Raw genomic sequence first — 16,039 nt, forward strand, 5'->3', positions numbered from 1 at the left:
TGGATGGGATCTGTCCAGATCGGTGCGGTGGCAACGATTCGGCTCGTCACTCGACTATGACTCGAGGAGCTCCTCTTTGTCGACATGCGGCAGCGTCTCCCGCGGCGGATCCTGCCTGCGCAGCACCTTATAGACGGCCCAGAGGACCGAGAGGATCGGAATGGCGACGATCGCGCCGAGGAGCCCCGCGAGGAACGTGCCGGCCGCGACGCCCAGGGCGATGATTGTCGGGTGGAGGGACACCTGCCTGCCCATGATGAGTGGCTGGAGGACATTCCCCTCCAGCTGGCCGATGAGGGCGATTCCGACAAGGACGATGAGCGCGATGACGATGCCGTTGGCGGCGAGTGCGACGATCGTCGCGATGACCATCGCTGCGGGCGCTCCGAAGAGCGGAATAAAGGTGCCGATGACGACGAGGACGGCGAGGGGTGCGGCGAGTGGCACGCCGAGGGCGATGAGCAGAATAAACGCGAGCGCGCCATTGATGAGGGCGATGATGATCGTCCCCCGTGCGTAGCCCGAGAAGGCGAGCCAGCCCGCCATGGCCGCCCGGTGGGTGGTGTCGCGGTGCCGGTCGGGGAGTTCGTTGAGGAACCAGAGCCACATCTGGGCGCCCGACAGGAGGAAGAAGACGGTGACGAGCGCGGCGAGCGAGAGGATCATGATGCCGAAGCCGATCGACGAGGCGCTCGACATGACCTGCGAGGTGATCTCGCCGGTGTTCTCCTGGAGCCAGGCGATACCGTCGTCGATCGTGTCGGAGATCCACTGTCGTGACTCCTCGGAGCTCACGCTCCACGGCAGAGGATTGTTCTCCGCCAGCTCGAGGATCGAGTCGATGCCGTCGCTGAACTGTGAGGCGAGGTCCTCCCATTCGCTGCGGACGGAGATGACGACGAAGGTGACGAGGCCTGCGAAGGCACCGATGACGAGCAGAAGGCTGACGACCATCGCCAGCGCTCGCGGCAGCCAGCGCGCGAGCAGGTCGGTGATCGGCCTCAGCACCGACGTGGCGACGAGTGCGAGGAACACCGTGACGAAGATGAAGTCGACGTTCGCGGTCGCGAAGACGATGAATGAGATGAGAATGATGATCCCGATGAGGTACCAGGATCCGAGGCCGAACTTCGCGAGAATCGGGGGGATCCCCACGGAGGTGCCCGGCAGGGGATTGTGTGGCGCCCTCGGCTCGACGCGTGGCGGCGGTGGCGCGATCGGTGTCGTCTTCTGCCGTCGTGTGAACAGGTTCATGGCGGCCTCCTTGCGGCCATCCTAGAGTCCGCGCCGATCGGTGGGAAACGCGGGCGGAGCTGTGTTGCGTTGATGGGACCCGTCGAGCAGGTCGTGACCCGTGCCTCACAGCACTTGCGGTTACAACTAATTACTCCTAGGCTGTAAATAGTTGAAATCGAAATCAATTAAAGGAGTAGGCAGAATGGTGAATGGAGAAGTCGCAGAGCGCGTCATCAATCCCGCGGCTGGGATGGATGCCGTCACCCTCCGCGTGGGGGATCTCGAACTCATGTCCTCCTACTACGAGAACGCGATTGCGCTCGTGCCGATCGAGGAGAAGTCTCGCGGCGGCGAGGTTCACCGCGTTCTCGGCCGCGCGGGCGTCCCGCTTATGAGGCTCGTCGCGACACCGGGGCTCCCGGCGGGCGACCCTCGGCAGGCTGGCATGTTCCACACCGCCTTCCTCTTCGAGAACCGTGCGTCGCTCGCGGCGACCGTCTACCGTGCAGCGCGTGATGCCCGCGGTCAGTATGTGGGGTCGGGCGATCACCTCGTGTCCGAGGCGTTCTATTTCACCGACCCCGAGGGCAACGGTATCGAGCTGTACGTCGACCGTCCGCGGGATCAGTGGACGTGGAAAGACGGGCAGGTCGAGATGGCGACGCTCTACATCGACCCGAATAAGTTCCTGCAGGACAACCTCAACCAGGAGTCCGTCGATGCGGCGCCCGTCACCGCCGGCATCATCGGTCACGTCCACCTCCAGGTCGGAGACATCCCGACGGCGCGCAGGTTCTACATCGATGGCATCGGATTTGACCCGACCTCGTCGCTCGGCGATCAGGCCGTCTTCGCGTCGGCCGGTGGCTATCACCATCACGTCGCCATGAATACCTGGAACAGCCGCGGCGCGGGCCCGCGCGCCGCGAGCCTCGGGCTCGGCAACGTCGCGATCATCGTCCCCGGTCGCGAGGACCTCGACGCATTCGTGGCGCGTCTGTCGGCGCAGGGCATCTCCCATTCCGACAACGGCACGTCGGTCGTCGCCGCGGATCCGTGGAACACCCAGGTGAGCGTCTCGCTCCCGGGGGTCTCTGTCGACGAGCTGCTCCTGCGATAGTCCAGTCAGGTTGACGCCCCAGCGCAATGCGCTGGGGCGTCGTCGTGCATGCAGCGACAGGAGTGGTGTTGTCGCCGCGGAGGGGTGATCCGAACGCGCATCCGCCCCGTGGCAGATGTAACGGATGTGCGCCCATGCCTGCAACAATGTGCGGATGGAGTTGTCAGGGTCGTTCACGAGGCGTGCTAATGTCCGAATTTCGGCTGATTCTCAAGGGAAAGTGATGATTGCGCACCAGGCTGGTCGGCAGGTTGAGAAAAAGTGCGGCAGGTTACGTTAAGTACGCTAGTACTAACGTCCTAGTACTGCCGTACTATTTTGGGCAATACTGGCGGTGCGCCATCAGATCTCAACGACGAGAGGATCCCCGATGACATTCCGTGTCGCATCAGAAGTGGGAAAACTGCGGCAGGTTATAGTCCACCGCCCCGGACGGGAAATGGACCGTCTGACCCCGACCAACAAGGACGAGCTGCTCTTCGACGACGTGCTCTGGACCCAGCAGGCGCAGGCCGAGCACGACGTGTTCACGGCGGCGATGCGCGACGAGGGAGCCGAGGTGCTCTACCTCCGGGAGCTGCTCGCCGAAGCGCTCGAAATCCCTGAGGCCCGGCACTATGTCAGCGACGAGACCTTCGAGGAGCGCTGGTACGGAGTGACCGGCACCCAGATCATGCGGGAGTACGCTGACAGCCTCTCGGCCGCGGATCTCGCCGAACTGGTCATCGCCGGCGTCACGAAGACGGAGCTCATCGAGCTCACGGGCAAGCTGGACTCGGCCTACCTCGCACGCGCAGAGAACGACTTCATGGTCCTCCGCTGCCTGCCGAACCACTTCTTCACCCGTGACCCCTCCTGCTGGATCTTCGACGGAGTCTCGATCAACTCGATGCAGAAGGTCGCCCGCATGCGCGAGACGATCAACCTCGAGGCCATCTACCGGTGGCACCCGATGTTCCGCAACGAGGGATTCAAGAAGTGGTCGGGCGGCCTTGCCGACCGGGCCGCCACTGTGGAGGGCGGCGATGTCGAGGTCATCGGCAACGGGGCCGTCGCGATCGGCATCTCCGAGCGCACGACAGCGGCCGGCTTCGAAAGGCTCGCCCGCAGCCTCCTGTGGAACAGCGAGGCGACGCGCGTCATCGGCTTCCTCATGAAGGAGGAGCGGGCGCAGATGCACCTCGACACCGTCATGACGATGGTCAACGAGAACACGTTCCTCAAGTACAAGCACCTCGGCATGCTCCCCTCGGTCACCGTGACGAAGGGCTCCCGCCCTGGCGACATCGAGGTCGCGAACGCCCCCGGCGAGGATATGCACAAGGTTCTCGCCGACGCGCTCGACGTTCCCGAAGTCCGCATCCTCACGACGCCGGAGGACGACTTCGCGGCCGAGCGCGGGCAGTGGAATGATGCGTGCAATGTGCTTGCGATTGAGCCCAACGTCGTCGTCGCCTACGACCGCAATGTCGAGGCGAACGCGTACCTTGAATCCGAGGGCGTCCGGGTCATCCCGGTTCCCGGAGCAGAACTCGGCCGCGGTCGAGGCGGGCCTCGCTGCATGAGCTGCCCGACCGTACGCGACGACATCTAGACATACCAACCACACCATCGAAAGGACAAAGCCTCATGGCCGTCAACCTCAAGGGCAGGTCATTCCTCAAGGAAATCGACTTCACTCAAGAAGAGTGGATGTACCTGCTTGACCTGGCCGCTGAACTCAAGGCGGCGAAGAAGAACGGTACCGAGACCCAGTACCTCAAGGGCAAGAACATCGCCCTCATCTTTGAGAAGACCTCGACGAGGACCCGCTGCGCGTTCGAAGTCGGCGCCTACGACCAGGGTGCGAACATCACGTACCTCGACCCGAGCGGCTCGCAGATGGGCCACAAGGAGTCGGTGGAGGACACCGCCCGCGTGCTCGGCCGCTTCTACGACGGAATCGAGTTCCGCGGCCACAAGCAGGAGCATGTCGACACTCTCGCCAAGCTCGCCGGCGTCCCCGTGTGGAACGGCCTGACCGATGACTGGCACCCCACCCAGACGCTCGCCGATCAGCTGACGATGCACGAGGCCTCGGGCAAGCCCTACAACGAGATCACGGTCGCGTTCGTCGGGGACACCCGCAACAACGTGGCGAACTCCCTCCTCGTCGGCGGTGCTCTCATCGGCATGAACGTCAAGATGGTCGGCCCGAAGGAGCTCGAGACGATCCCCGAGGTTCGCGAGATCGCGGCCAAGCTGGCGGAGAAGTCGGGTTCGGAGATCACGTACGAGAACGATCCCAAGAAGGGCGTCGAAGGCGCCGATTTCATCTACACCGACATCTGGGTCTCCATGGGCGAGCCGGCTGAGGTGTGGGATGCGCGGATCGAGCAGCTCAGCCCCTACCAGGTCAACAAGGAGCTCCTCGCCGCCACCGGCAAGGACGCGAAGTTCCTCCACTGCCTCCCGGCGTTCCACGACACGAACACCAAGGTCGGCCAGGACATCTTCGAGAAGACCGGCATGGGCAACGGGCTCGAGGTGACGAACGACGTCTTCGAGTCGGACGCATCGCTCGTCTTCGACGAGGCCGAGAACCGCATGCACACGATCAAGGCCGTCATGGTCGCGACCCTCGGGGAGATGTGAGATGAGGATTGTTGCAGCTCTCGGTGGCAACGCTCTTCTCGAGCGCGGCCAGAAGCCGGACGCTGCCCCGCAGATCGAGAACGTGAGGAAGGCTGTCGACTCCCTCGGGCTGCTGGCAGATGACCACGAGCTCGTCCTCACGCACGGCAACGGCCCTCAGGTCGGCGTTCTCGCCCTCCAGTCGGCTAACGACGACACGCTGTCCGAGCCCTATCCCTTCGACACGCTCGGTGCGATGACGCAGGGCATGATCGGGTACTGGATGCTTCAGGCACTCCAGAACAGGCTGCCCGATCGTCCTGTCGCATCGATCATCAACCAGACCCTGGTCCTCGCCGGCGACCCGGCCTTCGACAACCCGACGAAGTTCGTCGGAGCGGTGTACACCGAGGACGAGGCGAAGGTCTTCGAGCGGGAGCGCGGCTGGGTCATGCGCGAGGACGGCAAGTACTGGCGTCGCGTGGTCGCCTCCCCGATGCCGCAGCGGATCATCGAGACGCGGATCATCCGCACGCTCGTCGACACGGGTGCTGTGGTGGTCTGCTCGGGCGGCGGCGGCATCCCCGTCATCCGCGATGAGAAGGGCAACCGCGTCGGCATCGAGGCCGTCATCGACAAGGACCTGACGGGCTCAGTCCTCGCCGAAGCTCTCGACGCGGACATGTTCATGATCCTCACGGACGTGCCCGCGGTGCTCGACAACTACGGAACCCCGGAGGAGACCGAGATCCGCTCGGCCACCCCGGCGATGATGCGGTCGAAGGGATTCGCCGCGGGGTCGATGGGTCCCAAGGTCGAAGCTGCATGCCGCTTCGTCGAACTGACCGGCAACGTCGCGGCCATCGGCCGCCTCGAGGATGCCGTGAAGATCATCAACGGTGAGGCGGGCACGCTCATCACGCCCGGAGGCTTCTACGGCGGAATCGTCGACGGCCGGCCGAGCACATTCACAACAGACAACTGAAAACTTCTGGCCGGGGGGAGACTCCCTCCGACCGGGCGGGAGAGATCCCGCGAAGAAGCTAGCACCGACAATGGTGTTGAGACTAGGAGATGAAGGACCATGACAAAAATTGTCAACTCATGGAACGACTTCGATCCGCTGAAGCGGGTCATCGTCGGCAAGGCTGATTTCTCGGTCATCCCCGATGAGGAGCCGGCAACCTCGGAGAAGGTGCCCGTCGATTCGGAGATGCGCGGAATGTGGGGCCCCCGCCCCACCGAGACCGTCGAGAAGGCCAATGAGGCGCTCGATCGCCTGGCGAAGGAGCTCGAGAGCCGCGGCGTCATCGTCGACCGCCCGACCCCGATCCAGTGGAACCAGGCCATGATCACCCCGGACTTCCGTGCACAGTCCGGCATGACCCAGATGCCTCCCCGCGACATCCTGCTCACCATGGGCAACGAGATCATGGCGTCGGCGAACTCCTTCCGCTGCCGCTACTTCGAGTACCTCGCATACTGGCCGCTCATGAACCAGTACTTCGAGGAGGATCCGGAGTTCCTCTGGACGCAGGCTCCCCGCCCGCGCCTCACCGACAAGTCGTACAAGCACAACTACTACGATGAGAAGATCTCGATCGAGGAGCGCCTCGAGCGCACCGCGAACCTGGACTTCGTCACGACCGAGGTAGAGCCCATGTGGGACGCGGCCGACGTGCTGCGCCTCGGCAAGGACCTCTTCATCCAGCACGGTCTCACGACCAACCGCAAGGCCATGGAGTGGTTCAAGCGCTACTACCCGGAGCACCGCGTCCACGCGGTCAACTTCCCCGGTGACCCCTACCCGATCCACATCGACGCGACCTTCGTGCCGCTCCGCCCGGGACTCATCATCAACAACCCCGAGCGCCGTCTGCCCGAAGCACAGCGGAAGATCTTCGAAGCCAACGATTGGCAGATCGTCGACGCGGCCCAGCCGGCTCACACCGAGCCGCCGCCCCTGTGCTACTCCTCGGTGTGGCTCTCGATGAACTGCCTCGTCCTCGATCACAAGAACGTGATCGTTGAGGCCTCCGAGGTCAACCAGCTGGAGCAGATGGAGAAGCTCGGCATGAACCCGATTCCGGTTGATTTCCGTGACGCCTACGCATTCGGCGGCGGTCTCCACTGCTCGACTGCCGACGTGTACCGCGAAGGCAGCATGGAGGACTACTTCCCGAATCAGGTCGACGACCCGACTCTCGTCTGACATGAAGGGTGAGGCGGGGTGGACCCCGCCTCACCCTCTGGCCGGGACCTGAACCGTGTGGGGCGAGGTCCCGGCCGCCAGACCTTTGAAAGATCGATGATCGAGTTATTCCAGTTCGATAACGCTAATCCACGAAATGCCGGGCACGAACGAGGTCGACAACGAAAACCCTCGAGACCTTGTCCGCCCGGCGTACGGTTGTGAGCCACCATTGTCAGTCCGCACGGGGCGTCTAGGTGTCGGTTTGCGCCCCAGAATGCTTGGGGCTGGTTCAGACGAGCGGTCCAAGACCTGCCTTGAGGCGAGCCAGCGCACTGCGGTTCTGCGGCGGCAGGGCTCTCATCGTCTCGATGAGCGCATCCACCCGCCCATCCTCCGACGCGTTCGCGTCCATGAGGTCGATCTGCGGGTGGGGCGGGGAGTCGAGCCGGACATGCGTCCACGAGACCGACGTCGACAGCTCGAGCCGGTCGGCCTCCGCGATGAACTGACCTCGAACGGCTGCCCGGGTGTCGGCCGGCGGTGTGTGGCAAGCCTTCTCGATCTCGACGTCCTCCACGAGACGCGTCATGTTGCCCGACCTCCGCAGGCGCTCGGCGAGCCCCCGGTCGCGATCGATGTCGTGGTAGGCGAGATCGATGCGGGCGATCACAGGGGAGGAGAGTGGGACACCGTACCGGGCGGCCGCCTGGTCGAGAAGGGCGCGCTTGCACAGCCAATCGATTGACCGGGAGATGCTCCCGTGGTCACCGGCTCGGAGCCGTTCGAGGGTGAAGCGGACGTCCGCGAGATCGGCCTGGCCCGCACAGCGCCGGAGCACCTCCTCCTGCATCGCCAGAGCCGTCATCGTCGTCCCACTCGCCAGCGACACGGGTGCCTTCGGCCCGAGTCGGGACGTGTCGTGGAGTGCGGTGATCGGATCGGCGAGCTCCAGATCGGCGAGCGATCCCCCGTCCTCGAGGAAGTCGAGGACGGCGGCGGTCAGCCGCAGCTTCATCTCCGTCGCCGTGTCGGCGATGTTGGAGTCCCCGTAGGTGACCTGAAGACGGCCGAAACGGCTCGCATCGGCGTGTGCCTCCTCGCGGGTGACGATGAGGGGGCGGCTCCGTGTCGGATCGGGGGACATGACGGACTGGATGTGGAACGCACGTCGAGAGAGGACGTGGACCCCGTCGGCGACGCCACCGACACCGGTGAGGATGGGGCGCGTCGCGAGGAAAGAGATGAATCCGGGGTCGAGTGCCTCGATCGTCGATCGGGCGACCTGATAGTTCTCGTGGCACCCGAAGGTTGCGTCGGCGGAGTCGGTGTTCGTCTTGAGAATATGGAGGCGGATGTTCTGCCCGGCGAGCCGCTCATTCGCCGCTGTCAGGAGATCGCGCAGCATGGCCTCGCCGGCGCGGTCCTGGAGGACCGCATCGCGCGGCGATGCGCATTCGGCCGTCGCGTACTCAGGGTGTGACCCGAGGTCGACGTAGAGGCGGCCCCCGTTGCTCAGATACCGGTTCGTCGACCGGCTGTGAGCCCGCGTGCCGCGGAACAGTTCGGTGACGGACTCGGCGGGCGTGAGCGGGGCCGAATCCTCGCCGGGGACCGATTCGATGCGATCGGCGACGATCGCGTATTCAGTCTCGAGACCAAGGATGCGGGGAGGATGCCCCGTCACTGGCCGCCCTCCTGAATGAAGCCCTTGACGAACTCGACGACGTTCTCCTCGAGGATGTCGTCGATCTCGTCGAGGACGGAGCTGAAGTCCTGGCCTGCGGCGGACGGCGGCAGGGGGGCCGGTGCGTCGCCCTCAGGCGCGTCCCCGTCGTGGCGGCGGAAGCTCTGATTCTCTGTCATGGTTGCCCTTTCGCGTAGACGTCGGGGTCGGCGAGGATGTTCTGCCCCGCGCTCTCGACGAGGGTGAGGATGTCCTCCACGGTCGAGCACTCGCCCATTCGATCCTCGAGGTGGGCGAGGCACCCGGCGATTGGGCTCGTCATAGGGATGCGGATGAGCCGGCCGCCGTCGAGCTCGACGACGATGGAGTGCCAGGAGGCTGAATAGACCTGCTCGGGGAACCGCCGGATGAGCTCGCCCCTGAACCAGGCCCTGGTCCCGGCAGGTGGAGTGAACTCGGCTTCCTTAATCCATTCGTCCGCCTCGAGGGTCTCGAATACGCCCCTCTCCATGAGCCGCTCCGGCATCGATCTGCCGGAGCGGATGTCGCTCCACTGCAGGTCCATGGCCGCGAGCTCTGGAGCGTCCCACGCCAGCCCGTCCCGCTCGCGACGGGCCTCGAGGAGGGCCAGCTTGGTCGCCCACTCCACGTCACCGACGGTCTTGCGCCAGTTGTCCGAGAGAAGCCCGATCGTGTCCCTCCATCTGTCGAGGATGTCGAGCGTCTCCACGTCGGGGCGGTAGCCGTTGATCTGTTGGTCGACCAGGGCCTGAGCGGTTTGCTGGTAGACGCTCTGGATCTCCAGCGCCGTCATCCGTCTGCCGTCCGCCAACTCGAGCGCCTCGGTCAGCGAGAGGTCGCGCGAGACGGCCCGGACCGCGGCGACGGGATCGGTGAGTCGCAGGCTCTTCCACTCCTCGGGCAGGCCGGACGTCTCCAGCACCCAGAGGAGCAGGGACGTCATGCCGAGCTTGAGGAGGGTGTTCGAGGGGACGCAGTTCGCGTCACCCGTGATGACGTGGAGTCGCCTGTGGAGGTGGGGCTCGGCGTGCGGCTCGTCCCTCGTGTTGACGATGGGGCGGCTGTAGGTTGTGTGCGGGCCGACGATCGTCTCGATGTAGTCGGCGCGCTGTGAGAGTTGGAAGCCCGCCTCCTCCGAGGCGGGACCGATGCCGACCCGGCCGGCGCCGACGAGAACGGGGCGGGTGACGAGGAAGGGGACGAGTGCCTCGACGATGTCATCGAACGGCACCGACCTCGAGGTCAGGTAGTTCTCGTGGCAGCCGTATGCGGCGCCCTTGCCGTCGACGTTGTTCTTGTAGACGACGGCGCCGGAGCCGGTCTCCTCCTGCAGTCTGTCCATAGCGCGGCGCATGATGAGCTCGCCGGCACGGTCGTAGATGACAGCCTGGCGGGGGCTGATGCATTCGGGCGACGCATACTCGGGATGCCCGTGGTCGACATAGAATCGCGCGCCATTGTGGAGCACCTTCGTTGTGCCCCGCTGCCAGGAGCGCTCCTGGGCCGTGAGGCTGGCGACCTGGTGGACCCTGTTCCTGTCTGCAATGTGCCTGCGGTCGACGATGGGATTGCGCGTATCGAGCATCGGCATCTCACCTGCCAAGTCCCACGCGACATCGTCGACGAACCCGAGGTCGCCCACGGCGTGGGAGTAGGCGGCGATGAGGTCGAGCGAGATCTCCTCGGCCGTGTGGGTTCCCGCGGGATCGACGATGCCGTATTCAGTCTCGATCCCCATGATTCGTCGGACAGTCATTGTTTCCTCAGCAGGTGAACGCGGGTGATCCGCTGGCCGCGGCGCCCGATGAGGCGCTCCCAGTCCTCGAGTGTCCCAGCCGAGTGGAGGCTCGCGTTCTCGCTGACCTCATCCTCGACCGCGACCGTCATGTGCCGTCGGGAGAGGCCGCCAGGCAGGCCCGCCAGCTGGTCTTTGATCGACAGCTTCTTCGCCCGGTCGACGATGTTGGCGAGCATCGCGCCGGAGGCGAAGTCGTGGGCGTAGAGGATCTCGGTGTCGCCCGAGTCGAAGGTGACCTCGACCTGGGCCGCATCCTCGTCTCGGACATAGAGCCTCTCGACGACGGTGCGGATGAGGGTGTCGACGGCGCTCTCGCGCGATCCGGCGCGCTCGACCTCGCCGCGGTCGAGCGGAAGATCGGGAACGAGGTATTTCGCGAGGATGTCGGCGGCTCCCTGCCTGGTCGGGCGGGAGATGCGGATCTTGACGTCGAGCCGGCCCGGACGGACGATCGCCGGATCGATCATGTCCTCCCGGTTCGTCGCACCGATGACGATGACGTTGTCGAGCTCTTCGACCCCATCGATCTCGGCGAGCAGCTGGGGGACGATGGTCGTCTCGACGTCGGAGGAACGGCCGGTGCCGCGGGTGCGGAACAGTGAGTCCATCTCGTCGAAGAAGACGATGACCGGCATCCCGCCCTTGGCGCGCTGCCGGGCACGGGAGAAGATCTTGCGGATCTGTCGCTCCGTCTCGCCGACGTATTTCGTCAGCAGCTCGGGGCCCTTGACGGAGATGAAGAAGGAGCGGGCCTCGACATCGCCCGTCGTCGCTGCCGCTGTCCGCGCCAGCGAGGTTGCCACCGCCTTGGCGATGAGTGTCTTCCCGCATCCGGGCGGACCGTAGAGGAGGATCCCCTTCGGGGCGCGGAGGCGGTGAGCCCGATAGTGGCTGGGGAACAGGAACGGGACCTCGATGGAATCCCGGATTGACGCGATCTCGTCGGTGAGGCCGCCGACGTCCTCGTAGTCGACGTCGGGCACCTCCTCGAGCATGAGCTCCTCGGTATCCTCGCGCTCGACCCGCTCATAGGCGAAGCCGCCGCGGACGTCGGCGCGGACGATGTCTCCGGGACGGACCTTGGGCTTGCCGGCGGCGCTGATGAGGCTCTCGGCGAGGCGCAGGACCTTCTCGTCCTCGTCCCGCACCCGCACCGTCACCCTCGCGTCATCGAGGAAGTCCGTCACCATGACGAGGTCGCCGACATCGTCGAAGCTCTCGCTGGAGATGACGCACATGTGCTCGTTGAGCACGACCTCCCGGCCGGGAGAGAGACAGGCGAGTGGGACCGTCTGGGCGACCGAGCAGCGGAGCTTGCGGCCGCTGACGATGGCATCGACCGTCCGTGCCGTCCTATTGACGGCGGCGATGACGCCGAAAGTATTGGGTGTCTCCGTCAGCTGGCGCACCTGGTCGTGGACGGCCGCGAGCTCCTGGCGCGCGGCGCGCAGCGCAGACGCGAGACGATCGTTATTCCGTGCGAGCGTCTGATAATCGGGCGACACGTCATGATGGCGAGCGTCAACCGGATATTCTTCGTCTTGTGGGCCAGTCGAGAGATCTTCCATGCGTCGTCCTTGACTCCATTCTGATTTCTAGCACGACAGTACCATTCTTGTGTTACCCTCGACCTGGGACTTTAGGGAACCGATGGGAAGACGCTTGGATCAGAGCGTCCGGTGTGCATGAGTGCTCCGGCAGCCACTGCCGTGCCATCGACGTGAAGTGAGTAGGACGACATGACGACGCCAAGTCTGACGAAAGGTGAGCAGAGGCAGCGGGACCTTGTCCGCGCGGCGGCCGAGATCCTCCGCGAGGAGGGCCCTGGAGCTGTTTCCCACCGCAAGGTCGCGGCGCGGGCCTCTGCCTCGCTGTCCGCGACGACGTATTATTTCACGGGCCTCGACGATCTTCTCGGACAAGCCGCCTCGCTGAATTTCAACGGGTGGATCGAGCGCGCGGCCCGTGTCGCGGCCGAGCTCGAGAACCGCGAGCCGCCGACGAGCATGGACGATGCGGTCGAGATCGTCCTCAAGTCCTGTCTGCCCTCTGATGCGCCCCTCGAGAACCACTACCTCCAGCTGACGGCTGCCGCCGAGTACCCCGCGGTTCGCAAGGTCTACGACGACAACAGGTCGGCTCTTGACGACGCGATCGGAACCGTCCTCGCGTGGATGGGGTCGAGGCTGTCGGCGCGACTCGTCCTCGCCGTCGTCGATGGGGCGGCCGTTGAGGCCCTATCCGAGGGTCGAGATATCCGTGAGACGGCACGAGCTCTCGTTCGCGAGCTCTTCGTCAGCATGGGGGAGTTCGCGGCCGACTAGAGGCCCGCGGCGGACCCGTTCCCCGCCATCGCGAAACGGGCCCTCCAACTATGGTGCCGAACCTCGCCTGTGATGTCCAACTCACACCGCAGGCGCGTCGGGACCAGACGGTCGTGTCCACGCGGCAGAGCGTCGGTGACGAGACCCGTCAGGAGAAGACGTCGGCGATGGGCGTGTCCCCGTCGATGAATCCGATCGTCCTGCCGATCGAGGCCGGTGAGTCCAACGCGGCGGCGATGGCGAGTGCGACGTTGCCGCGTGAGGTGTCGGTTGACCCGGTGGCGCCGCCCTCGATGACCGTGATCCGCCCGGTCGGCTCCTCGAGGGTGAGGCTGCCCGGGCCGAGGATCGTGTAGTCGAGTCCCGAACCGCGCAGGTGCTCATCGGCCTCCGCCTTCGACTGGGCATAGGTGTAGAACGGCTCCGATTCTGGGATGCCGTGATCAAGGCGCGAGTTCAGGTACGACACCATGACGTAGCGGGAGACGCCCGCCTCCTTGGCTGCGTCCATCGACCGTGTCGCGGCCTCGAGGTCGACCGCCCTCGTCCGGGCAGGGTTTCCGCCGCCGGCGCCGGCCGACCAGATGATGGCGTCATGCCCTCGCATCGCCTCAACGAGATCCTCCCTGTCGGCGGTCTCGACGTCGAGGACGAGCGGGGTCGCGCCAGTCCTCTCGACATCGGCCGCGTGGTCCGGGTTGCGGATGATGGAGGTGACGGTATGGCCGTCCCCGACGAGAATCGTCGAGGCCAGCAGGGCAACCCTGCCGTGCCCTCCGAAGATCAGGTGCTTCATGTGTTCTCCTTCGTCAGCGTGGAACCAACCCTAAGAGGCAGTGGCGGCCGTCTCGAGCGATTCATCTGTCAGCCAAGACCGGCGAGATTTCGGCGGCATTGTGGGCCTCTAATGTGGGGGAACGTTATATTGGGTGTCACTGCTGGCGGCCTGGCCGGCTGACTCTTTGGGAGGCTGCATGCCCGCTCTGCGGATCGCGCTCACTGTCCTGCATACGTCCCCGGTCCTCCAGCCGGGTATGGGGGAGGCGGGCGGGCTCAACGTCTATCTCCTCAACACCGCCCAGCACCTTGCTGCCGACGGCCACGACGTCACTCTCATCACCCGCAGAGACAGCCCTGAGCTCCCGGACTCCGTCGAGCTCGGCCCTCATCTGCGCCTCGTCTACCTGTCGGCAGGACCGGAGCATCCCCTGGCGAAGGCCGATTCGGAGCAGCTGATCGAGCCGTTCACGGCGGCGCTCGACGCATGGTGGGAGCCGGTCGATATCATCCACTCCCATCACTGGTTCGCGGGAGCGGCCGCGATCCCGGTCGCCAAGAAGAGGGGCGTCCCCCACATCCAGAGCTACCACTCCGTCGCGGCGCCGGTCGGTGAGGACTGGGGTGCGGGCGAACAGCCCGAGTCGCCCGGGAGGCCCGTCGGGGAGAGGTTCATCGCCCGCGAGTCCGACCGCATCGTCGCTGTCAGCCGCTTCGAGGCGGACACGATCATTGCCCGCTACGGAGCCGATCCCGAGCGCTTCTCGATCGTCCACCCCGCTGTCGATGCTGAGACTTTCCATCCCGCCCCACTCGATCCGACGTCCTACGTCGTCTTCGCGGCGCGGCTCCAGCCGCTCAAGGGCGTCGACCTCGCGATCAGGGCGCTTGCGGAGATCCCGGAGGCGAAGCGCCCTCGCCTCGTCATCGCCGGGGAGCCCGCCTCCGACTTCCCCGGATACACAGAGCAGGTGCGTGCCCTCGTCGCCGATCTCGGCCTCGAGTCCTTCATCGACTACCGGGGCTCGATGGGCAGGGATGAGCTGGCGCGGCTGCTCGCCGGGGCCCGCATGCTCCTCAACCCGAGCCATTCCGAGACATACGGGATGATCAACGTCGAGGCCGCCGCCTGCGGCACCCCGGTCGTCGCCTCACATGTGGGCGGAATGGTCGATTCCGTCCGCGATGGCGAGAGCGGCTACCTCATCCCCTCGCGGGATCCCGTGCAATGGGCGAGCGCCATGGAGAGAATTCTCGACGACCCCACGCTGCGCGAACGGCTCGGCCGTTCGGCCCGGGAGTTCGCGCTCAGTCGGGGATGGCGGGAAGCCGCCCGCGAATTGGCCGACGTCTACCGAGGGGAAATGTCATGAGCCCGATCGAGAACCTCGGCGAGCGAGCACTCTTCGTCCACGCCCACCCCGACGACGAGACCCTGTCCACCGGCTCCCTCATCGCAGCCTGCGCCCACCGCGGCATCGAGGCCCACGTTGTCACGTGCACGCGCGGCGAGCGCGGTGAAGCCGTCACCGGCGTCGTCCCCGCCGGCATCACCCGCAAGGAGCTCACCGAGTTCCGGGAGCGGGAGCTCGCGCTCGCAGTCAGTGTCCTCGGCGTGGCCGGGCATCACTGGCTCGGCCAGGCCCCCGCCCGGGCGGTTGGCCGGGACGACCGCAGGTACAGCGACTCGGGCATGGTGTGGCTTTCAGAGGGCGTTGCGGGCCCCGCCGGCCATGACGATGATTCGATGTTCACGGCGGCGAGCCTCGACGAGGCCACGGGTGATCTTGCCGCTCTCATCCGCGCCATCCGCCCGACCTCGGTCATCTCCTATGACGACGCGGGCACGTACGGGCACCCGGACCACGTCCAGGCCCACCGGGTCGCGGCCCGGGCCGCCCGCGACGAGGACATCCCCTTCTTCGAGATCGCGTCCGACCCGCGGGACCCCGGCTTCGAGGCAATCGAGCTCCACGAGCACCTCGATATCGTGCTCGATGCGCTCTCGAAGTATCGCAGCCAGCTGACGATCTATCCGGACCACATCGAGCATGTGGGCGGCCAGCGTCAGGAGTTCTCCACGGCGGTTGGCATCAGGCGCGCCGAGACGGAGGGTGGCCGAGCATAGGAGCCTGGCGGACGCGGAGCCGGTACTGGATCGCAGTCGCCTGCTCCGGCTCGGCGGTCGTCTGTCTGTCCGACATCGCGGCCGACGACTGCCGGCATGTCGCGCCCGGTCGTCGGTTCAGGCGGGCAGGCGCATCCTCACGAG

Annotated in this window: 14 protein-coding genes; 8 read left to right on the plus strand and 6 right to left on the minus strand. The window is 65.6% G+C overall.

Annotated elements, in window-relative coordinates; genetic code table 11:
- Positions 1-54: 54 nt before the first annotated feature.
- Positions 55-1,254, minus strand: coding sequence for an AI-2E family transporter (locus EJO69_RS10250; RefSeq protein ID WP_126041563.1), 1,200 nt, complete (start codon positions 1,252-1,254; stop codon positions 55-57).
- Positions 1,255-1,438: 184 nt separating this feature from the next.
- Here EJO69_RS10250 and EJO69_RS10255 point away from each other — a divergent pair, with 184 nt between their 5' ends.
- The 5 genes from EJO69_RS10255 (at position 1,439) to EJO69_RS10275 (ending at position 7,181) form a co-directional block, all read left to right on the plus strand.
- Positions 1,439-2,356 carry a VOC family protein gene (locus EJO69_RS10255; protein WP_126041565.1) on the plus strand — a complete coding sequence of 306 codons (918 nt, stop codon included), beginning with the start codon at positions 1,439-1,441 and terminating at the stop codon, positions 2,354-2,356.
- 370 nt (positions 2,357-2,726) lie between these two features.
- Positions 2,727-3,950, plus strand: coding sequence for an arginine deiminase (locus tag EJO69_RS10260; protein ID WP_126041567.1), 1,224 nt, complete (start codon positions 2,727-2,729; stop codon positions 3,948-3,950).
- 35 nt (positions 3,951-3,985) lie between these two features.
- Positions 3,986-4,990 (plus strand): ornithine carbamoyltransferase, encoded by a 1,005-nt coding sequence (gene argF, locus EJO69_RS10265; protein ID WP_126041569.1) that lies wholly within the window; start codon positions 3,986-3,988, stop codon positions 4,988-4,990.
- Position 4,991: 1 nt separating this feature from the next.
- Positions 4,992-5,954, plus strand: coding sequence for a carbamate kinase (gene arcC, locus EJO69_RS10270; protein ID WP_126041571.1), 963 nt, complete (start codon positions 4,992-4,994; stop codon positions 5,952-5,954).
- Between the two features lie 99 nt (positions 5,955-6,053).
- Positions 6,054-7,181 carry a serine/threonine protein kinase gene (locus tag EJO69_RS10275; protein WP_126041573.1) on the plus strand — a complete coding sequence of 376 codons (1,128 nt, stop codon included), beginning with the start codon at positions 6,054-6,056 and terminating at the stop codon, positions 7,179-7,181.
- Between the two features lie 271 nt (positions 7,182-7,452).
- On the opposite strand, the gene EJO69_RS10280 is transcribed toward EJO69_RS10275, so the two are convergent.
- From EJO69_RS10280 to arc, 4 genes are read right to left on the minus strand one after another with little or no spacing between them, the layout of a single operon-like run.
- Positions 7,453-8,847, minus strand: coding sequence for a proteasome accessory factor PafA2 family protein (locus EJO69_RS10280; RefSeq protein ID WP_126041574.1), 1,395 nt, complete (start codon positions 8,845-8,847; stop codon positions 7,453-7,455).
- Complete coding sequence (locus tag EJO69_RS10285; RefSeq protein WP_126041576.1) at positions 8,844-9,026, minus strand: ubiquitin-like protein Pup; 183 nt, start codon at positions 9,024-9,026, stop codon at positions 8,844-8,846. The genes EJO69_RS10280 and EJO69_RS10285 overlap by 4 nt, the downstream gene beginning before the upstream one ends.
- Positions 9,023-10,624, minus strand: a complete 1,602-nt coding sequence (gene dop, locus EJO69_RS10290) for a depupylase/deamidase Dop (protein WP_126041578.1) — start codon at positions 10,622-10,624, stop codon at positions 9,023-9,025. The genes EJO69_RS10285 and dop overlap by 4 nt, the downstream gene beginning before the upstream one ends.
- Complete coding sequence (arc, locus tag EJO69_RS10295) at positions 10,621-12,171, minus strand: proteasome ATPase (protein ID WP_164519945.1); 1,551 nt, start codon at positions 12,169-12,171, stop codon at positions 10,621-10,623. Before arc ends, dop begins: the two co-directional genes overlap by 4 nt.
- A gap of 234 nt (positions 12,172-12,405) precedes the next feature.
- Here arc and EJO69_RS10300 point away from each other — a divergent pair, with 234 nt between their 5' ends.
- On the plus strand, positions 12,406-12,990 hold the full coding sequence (locus EJO69_RS10300) for a TetR/AcrR family transcriptional regulator (protein WP_126041583.1): 585 nt from the start codon (positions 12,406-12,408) through the stop codon (positions 12,988-12,990).
- Between the two features lie 148 nt (positions 12,991-13,138).
- On the opposite strand, the gene EJO69_RS10305 is transcribed toward EJO69_RS10300, so the two are convergent.
- On the minus strand, positions 13,139-13,786 hold the full coding sequence (locus EJO69_RS10305) for an SDR family oxidoreductase (protein ID WP_126041586.1): 648 nt from the start codon (positions 13,784-13,786) through the stop codon (positions 13,139-13,141).
- Between the two features lie 178 nt (positions 13,787-13,964).
- Between EJO69_RS10305 and EJO69_RS10310 the strand changes: the two genes are divergently transcribed.
- Together EJO69_RS10310 and EJO69_RS10315 are read left to right on the plus strand one after the other, a co-directional pair.
- Positions 13,965-15,140: a glycosyltransferase gene (locus EJO69_RS10310; RefSeq protein ID WP_126041588.1), complete on the plus strand. Its 1,176-nt coding sequence runs from the start codon at positions 13,965-13,967 to the stop codon at positions 15,138-15,140.
- A complete protein-coding gene (locus tag EJO69_RS10315; RefSeq protein WP_164519946.1) occupies positions 15,137-15,895 on the plus strand; it encodes a PIG-L family deacetylase in 759 nt (252 codons plus the stop codon). Before EJO69_RS10310 ends, EJO69_RS10315 begins: the two co-directional genes overlap by 4 nt.
- The last annotated feature ends 144 nt before the right edge of the window (positions 15,896-16,039 follow it).

Source organism: Flaviflexus salsibiostraticola (assembly GCF_003952265.1).
GTDB lineage: Bacteria > Actinomycetota > Actinomycetes > Actinomycetales > Actinomycetaceae > Flaviflexus > Flaviflexus salsibiostraticola.